The organism is Microcystis sp. M113S1 (assembly GCF_020246945.1).
Classification (GTDB): domain Bacteria; phylum Cyanobacteriota; class Cyanobacteriia; order Cyanobacteriales; family Microcystaceae; genus Microcystis.
Genome location: NZ_JADBSA010000333.1, coordinates 1 through 6,515, shown reverse-complemented (window position 1 = coordinate 6,515; position 6,515 = coordinate 1). Strand labels below are relative to the sequence as shown.

General features: G+C 40.9%; 8 protein-coding genes and 1 pseudogene. 6 read left to right on the top strand and 3 right to left on the bottom strand.

Annotated elements, in window-relative coordinates; all coding sequences use genetic code 11:
- Positions 1 to 223: 223 nt before the first annotated feature.
- From IM319_RS16640 to IM319_RS16615, 6 genes are all read left to right on the top strand, one after another.
- The gene (locus tag IM319_RS16640; RefSeq protein WP_287736332.1) at positions 224 to 583 is read left to right on the top strand and encodes a hypothetical protein; all 360 of its coding nucleotides are present in this window, start codon (positions 224 to 226) and stop codon (positions 581 to 583) included.
- Positions 580 to 768, top strand: a complete 189-nt coding sequence (locus IM319_RS16635; RefSeq protein WP_287736330.1) for a hypothetical protein — start codon at positions 580 to 582, stop codon at positions 766 to 768. Before IM319_RS16640 ends, IM319_RS16635 begins: the two co-directional genes overlap by 4 nt.
- A 244-nt stretch (positions 769 to 1,012) precedes the next feature.
- Positions 1,013 to 1,231 carry a type II toxin-antitoxin system HicA family toxin gene (locus IM319_RS16630; protein ID WP_353857205.1) on the top strand — a complete coding sequence of 73 codons (219 nt, stop codon included), beginning with the start codon at positions 1,013 to 1,015 and terminating at the stop codon, positions 1,229 to 1,231.
- The gene (locus tag IM319_RS16625; protein ID WP_158201138.1) at positions 1,231 to 1,449 is read left to right on the top strand and encodes a type II toxin-antitoxin system HicB family antitoxin; all 219 of its coding nucleotides are present in this window, start codon (positions 1,231 to 1,233) and stop codon (positions 1,447 to 1,449) included. The genes IM319_RS16630 and IM319_RS16625 overlap by 1 nt, the downstream gene beginning before the upstream one ends.
- A 333-nt stretch (positions 1,450 to 1,782) precedes the next feature.
- Positions 1,783 to 2,127 (top strand): hypothetical protein, encoded by a 345-nt coding sequence (locus IM319_RS16620; protein ID WP_008206324.1) that lies wholly within the window; start codon positions 1,783 to 1,785, stop codon positions 2,125 to 2,127.
- 78 nt (positions 2,128 to 2,205) lie between these two features.
- Entirely contained in the window at positions 2,206 to 3,420 is a 1,215-nt protein-coding gene (locus IM319_RS16615) for a DUF790 family protein (RefSeq protein ID WP_287736328.1), read from the top strand.
- Positions 3,421 to 3,529: 109 nt separating this feature from the next.
- Here the strand turns inward: IM319_RS16615 and IM319_RS16610 are convergent, their stop codons facing one another.
- The 3 genes and pseudogenes from IM319_RS16610 to IM319_RS16600 form a co-directional block, all read right to left on the bottom strand.
- Positions 3,530 to 3,991, bottom strand: coding sequence for an Hsp20/alpha crystallin family protein (locus IM319_RS16610; protein WP_287736326.1), 462 nt, complete (start codon positions 3,989 to 3,991; stop codon positions 3,530 to 3,532).
- Positions 3,992 to 4,407: 416 nt separating this feature from the next.
- On the bottom strand, positions 4,408 to 5,781 hold the full coding sequence (locus IM319_RS16605; protein ID WP_286827053.1) for a 1-acyl-sn-glycerol-3-phosphate acyltransferase: 1,374 nt from the start codon (positions 5,779 to 5,781) through the stop codon (positions 4,408 to 4,410).
- 295 nt (positions 5,782 to 6,076) lie between these two features.
- A pseudogene (locus IM319_RS16600) lies at positions 6,077 to 6,515 on the bottom strand (Uma2 family endonuclease); the annotation flags it as partial.

Below are 6,515 nucleotides of genomic sequence, written 5' to 3'. Positions count from 1 at the left end.
GACAAGCTTTTCTGAACGGAACCCCCTAAGCCGAGTTTTCAAGGTGCTGTCCGCCCACTTGGTTTTCGAGACGGTCTTTTTAATTCTAACGTAAAGCCAACCTAGAACGGCGGGGTTTCCCACCCAAAATTTTCGATGATTTTTCTGACAGTTTTTGTATTTCTTAAATTGACCCGAGGATAATCTTGTAGATGATACAGTACGATAAGAAACAGTCAAGCGAATGAAGGGAGTTTTGGATTTTTGGCTAAACTGTCTCCTAGTATTAACCACTATTTTTAGCTTACAAAGACGGCTCATAGAACTGATTGCCGAAACGAAAAACAGCGAATTTAGTCTTTTCGATCGTCATGGTGAAACAGAGGAGACACTACCAGAGTTAGAACAAATTGAGAATTGTCTGGAAATATTAAGAAATCCTTACTCTCGTCTTCATACTTTAACCCTAAGAATCTCTGAATACTATCCAATCGCTCCTTCTGCTATCCTAGAGTTGTTAGCGGAAACCATCGAACAAGCTCAAATCTCAGCCGATGTCGTGACGGCAAATTTATCTGAAACCAGAAAAAATTGCAGGTTATGATGACCGATCAATCTTGTATTCCTGATCTACAAACGAGAACTCAAAGTATCGCTAGATGGCGAGAAGTCTGCCGAAAATTAGATTTAGTGACCTTGAAATTTGATGAATTAATTGCCATGATCGAAGTGGATTTACGTCATCAAAGTTTGGAACGGCTTCACAATCGAAGTGAGAGCGATCGCTGATTTGGTCTAGTGCGATGCCGAAGGCACTGCGTAGCAGTACGCCGCTCTTATAACGCAATTTTTAAGAGGGGTTAAAAGCCCCTTTTTTGGTTAAATCATGAGGACGGATGTAAAGGGCAATAGGGCGATCGCTGTTTTGATTTAGAGTAAAGAAGAGACGATCATTTTTATTGTTAAAATCTTAAGTTAGTAATCAAGCTATAATTAGCGAATGAACAAAAAATAGCGAAAAACCTATGATGCTATTTTTGTTGATCCCATCCGCCGTAACATCGTTTGGGATGATGTCGTTAATTTAATTCAGTCATTGGGAGGTATAATTACTCAAGGCGATGGCTCAAGAGTTCGATTTGACCTAAACAAAATTTCCCTTAACATTCATTCCCCTCACCCCCAAAAAGAACTAAAAAGATACCAAATTAAAGCTCTTCGTGAATTTCTAATTAAAGCAGGAGTAGATTAATGCGATACAAAGACTATGAAGCTGTGATTGAATACGATGAAAGCGATCGCTTATTTTTTGGTCGCGTCATCAACACAGAAGATATTATTGTTTTTGATGGTCTTTCCGTTGATGAACTAGAACAGGCTTTTAAAACCGCCATTGAACAATATTTAATGGATTGTCAAACCCTCAATAAAATTCCTAATCAACCCACCTATTCCTTATCTTCTCATTAGTGCGATGCCGAAGGCACTGCGTAGCAGTACGCCGATATTGCTGTGCTTCGCTGTCCCATATTGGTCGGATTTTCATCTCATCGGTAAAACAAAAGGGTTCCTTCAATCCGACATTCAAGGTAACTTCACCCAGTTTCCCCTTTCCCCGGGAGCATCTCACCTTTGTAACCCCTAAATCAGGTTTTATGTCAAGCTATTTTGAAAGCCTTGCTAGAAACCAGTTTTAGGGACAAGTATAATTACTCACTTGCATAAATGAGATACTCCCGTTTCCCCAAATCTCCAGAAATCAATATAATTAACTTCAGGCTTTCTCCTAACCTGATTTTTTCCATGATTCCTTTAACTCTTAATCTCTTGCAAGGTTCCGTTACTTTTCGTTTCAGTCCCAGTGCTGCCTTGGATTTGCAAAGGGAAATTAATATTTTACTTGATCGCCTGAAAGCGATCGCCAGTAATGCCGCTAGTGGGGGTAAACCCCAACCCCAAAAACCGCTGGAATATCAGCACACTGGTGATGTGTTTCTGGAAGTGTTTTGTAATCCCAATATTTATCCGAGTCCTTTTTCGGCTAAAGTTTTGTTAACGGTTCGTGACGATCGCCTACGCTTAACCACAGAAGCAGAATTAACCCGTGTGATCGAAGATTTAGAGCGTTATCTCGACCAAAATAGTTAGAATCGGGGGATTTTTGGGGTTTCGACCTTTCCTTGTCGTCCCACCTCTCCCCATCTGATTATTCTTCTCTAGCTTGCCATGTTACCGACCGATTTATTGATTTCCCGTCAAAATGGCGAGACAATTATTCCCAAACGCTTACCGCTCGCGACCGATTATCTGGCGATCGCTCAAGAACAAATCACCTGTTTTCAGGAAAGTATCGGTCAAACTAAGGGAGAATTAAGCCAAAAACTCCTAATCTTGGAGGGAGACAGTCCCGATTATAAAATTAAACGGGGATTTGCTCACCTATTAACCAATCATTTTGCCACCTTTGAGATTATTAGTCCCTTAGAACCGCAGGAATTAAGAAAAAGAGTTTTTGAACAAGCGGCCAACTTTGTTCCTATTCCGCAAAATCGATCGCTAATTCTGGAGAAAATTGCCCAGCAACTCAGCCAAGAATTAAATCAAGAAATTTTTCCAGTGGCTCTAGAAAAAGGACTCTATGCTGATTTAGCGGAGAATAAAATTCTCACTCAATTTGATGCTCCTACCCCCGAAAACCTAATTCATCGTTTTAACCTCTCGCAAATTCAAGGTATTTTTTATCGGGCCAGTTATTTAATTATCAACGTCCACCGCAACGATCCAGGGGAATATAAATATCTCTTTCGCTATCTAAAACTATTTCGTTTAATGACTTATATCGAAGGGGATGCCGACACGGGATTTACTATTACTATCGATGGTCCAACCAGTTTATTTAAAGCTAATAGTCGTTATGGCATTGAAATCGCTAAATTAATTCCTGCCTTACTCCATGTTACTCACTGGAATCTGAAGGCACAATTACAGTATAAAGATTCCTATACAGGAACTATTAAAAAACAACAGTTCAATTTAGAGGATAACTGTGGTCTGGTGTCCCACTATTCCCCCGGTAAACCCTACGATAGTATGTTAGAGGAATCTTTCGCTAAACGTTGGTTACAGTTAAAAACTGAATGGCAACTAGAAAGGGAAGTGGATTTAGTGCCTTTACCCGGAGGAGTGATGATTCCCGATTTCCGTTTATTGCATCCCGATGGTCGCGTTTTTCTCCTCGAAATTGTTGGTTATTGGCGACCAGAATACCTACAAAAGAAATTTTTACAGGTTAAATCGGCCCAAGCAAATAATCTAATTTTAGCCGTATCGGAACGGTTAAATCTAGAAAAAGCTGGAGTTAAATTTCAAAATCTACCCGCTCAGGTTATCTGGTTTAAAGATAAATTATCGCCCCAAGCAGTGTTAGAAGTTTTAAATTAAAGGGTTAGGCAGATGGAAGCTAAAAGCGGGAGTATCAAAGCATACTCCCGCTTTGGTTTAATCGGACTAGGTTAACTTTTTCGCTTAAGACCAGACGATGAGTGCTACATCATTGAGCAGTGGTAGGATTGATGGACACTTTCACCACTTTATTTTTTTCTTCTTCCGCTTTCGGGAGGGTGAGATTGAGAATGCCATCTTTGTATTCAGCAGTCACGTTATTGTTATCAACCCGGACTGGTAGAGGAATAACCCGATGGAATTTACCATAACGGAATTCAGTGCGGGTAAATCCTTCTTCTTCGGTTTTAATTTCCGATTTCCTTTCACCATTAATGGTCAGACTATCGGCTGTTACTTCTAGGTTGAGGTCTTTGGCCTCCATACCAGGTATTTCCAGTTTAATCTGAACTGCCTCTGGCGTTTCGGTTATTTCCGCCGCCGGGATGAAGGATAACCCCATTTTCTCGCCATTGCCTGCATCAGTCGGCACAAGACGGTCAAACAAGCGATTCATTTCTTTCTGTAGGCTTTCTACTTCTCTGAAAGGTTCCCAACGTATAAGTGCCATATAATTCACCTCCGAAGTTTTCTTAACGCTAGAGATGTTGGTTTATCTCTACACTTTTAGGATAGATGAAATATTCTCTGACCGGGGTAGGGTTTTCGGTATTAAGTTTTTCCAGATTTCCGTACTATCTCCTATACTAGAGCTAGGTGAAAAAGTTTTTCCCGGGGAAGTGGGAAGTGGGAATTGGGGAGTGGGAATTGGGGAGTTTTCTCAGTGAACAGTAATCAGTGAACTGATAACTGTTACTAAATCCAGTTATTAAAGAATGATTATTTATTCCCCCTTTTGCCTATTGCCTATTGCATGAGTGCCTGTCCTCATAAGTAGCCTATGCTCAACGGATTTAGTATGATAACTCAAATCTGATAACTGACTCCTAACCCCACCAACAAACTTTTTCAGCAAACCCTAATTATCTACTGATGAATAATTAAACTTTCTAAACTGGTTTGTAAATCTTGGGTTAATTGTGCTACGGCCGAGCGTCGATCGCTTTTATAATCGGCATAGCGCTCGGATACAGAAATAGGTTTACCAATAGTTATTATCGCTTTTTGTTGACCAATTTGGGGACGAAAAAAGGGATTACCTCCCTTAATTCTTGTCACTAAATCCCAGAGTAATAAAATTGTCTCGGCAAATCTTTCTACGGTGGGTTTTTCTTTGACATAATAACCGGTTACTGACACGAAACTTTCGACAATTCTCATGTGCCACATTTTTAAATTAGCTTCATCAGCCAGGCGATCAGCTAATCCTAATTCAAGGGGAGAAATAGAGTGAGTGGGTTTTAATTCTTGGCGATAAATACGTTCCCATCCTGCTTGTTCCAAACGACGACAGCGATCGATTACATTACCATTAGGAGAAACATTAAAATACTTTTCTACGGTTTGTAGGGCCACATCTAATAAATTGGCTAAACGTTTGGCTAGGGTTTCGTTTGGATCATCGCCATTGGCAGGTACTACAGGCAAAGATTGATAGTAGAAATCTCGATAAAAATCCTCCATTAAAGATAATAATCTTTCTCCTAACCGAAAAAGACGCTCGTATAAAACCTTTTCTTCTAGGGATGAATTCGGGATTGATTCTAAACCGCTATCGGTTTCTAAATTAGTTAAAATTTGCTCGATTTTTTGCCACACTGGAGTCAGATAAAAATACTGAATACCAATAGGTAAAATAATTACTTCTTGCTGTTGTTTAGCTTTTTTGACATCATCCACACCCCAAAAAGCCAATTGAGAAATACCCGGTTCAATAGCACTAACAAGCTCATTATGTCCGTTAGTTGCCCCTTCCGGAGCAGCGGCTAAAGGATAATCTCCTTCTAATAATAAACGACGAGCCGATCGCAATCCGATTAAATCGGCTTTTCCCCGTTGAATTGGTGTGCCACCTAACTTAGAATATAACCATCCTACCCTTTCTCCAGCCCATAAAGGAATCCCTCGATCATACATAAAATGAGCGTGAATTGGAGTGTTTAATTTTATTCCTAACTCTTGGGCTTTTTTGGGTACTAATTTCCATAAAAGATAGGCCATACAGTAGGGATCGTTAATACTGGGATGACGGAAAGCAAGCAGTAAACGGACTTTTTTCTCTTGACTTTTTTGATAAAATGTGATTAAAGTTTCTAGATTGGCGGCGGAAATTTCTCTTAAGTTGGTTTGAGTTTGTAACCAAAGAGGTAAAAAGATTTGACATCCCTTTAAAAGCAAGGGATTAAGGTCAGGGGGGATAAATTCGAGGGGAGGTTGCGCTCCCAAAGATAGATTAGACATATAAGTATAAGTAGTCGTGCCAAATAAATTTCCTAGTTGAGACTCCGAGAAAGGCATCAGTTATCAGATGTGAGTTTTCAGTTCACTGTTTACTGTTTAAGGAAGAATAAAAGAAAACTCTGATCAATAATTACCCACTGGTCAAAAGGTAATCACAGCAGCAAACAGGTGTCGAGCTAGATTTCAAATACACTGGGATTGCAGGATCCCTCAACCGTGAAAGGAGAAATTAACCGACTTTAAGCGAGGAGGAACACCAGTAGTTTACCTCCTCACCTAAACAAATACAGCTATACTATAGCTCTATCCCCATTTCTCGCAAACGAGCCGCCAGCTGTTGAGAACGCTGTCTTTCCGTTTCCAGAGCTTGCTGAGTAGCATTTAATTGCTCCTGTGCTGCGGCCGCTTGCTCCTGTGCTGCGGCCGCTTGCTCCTGTGCTGCGGCCGCTTGCTCCTGTGCTGCGGCCGCTTGCTCCTGTGCTGCGGCCGCTTGCTCTTGTGCCGCTTCTTCTGGCAAGGGGATTAAATTGCCTTCCGGGTCATAAAATCTCGCCCAAATTGCCGTTTCTCGGTCAATAGTCCCCTCCCAAGTCCCCAACCAATAGCCTAAGGTTTCGCACCATAACCAGCCGCGCTCGTTTCGTTCTAAAGAATGGTAGCGTTGGTCTGCTCCTAAATGCCATCCTTGTAAAGAATTGCCATCAAAAGGATCGTAGATGAAATAATCTGGCGTG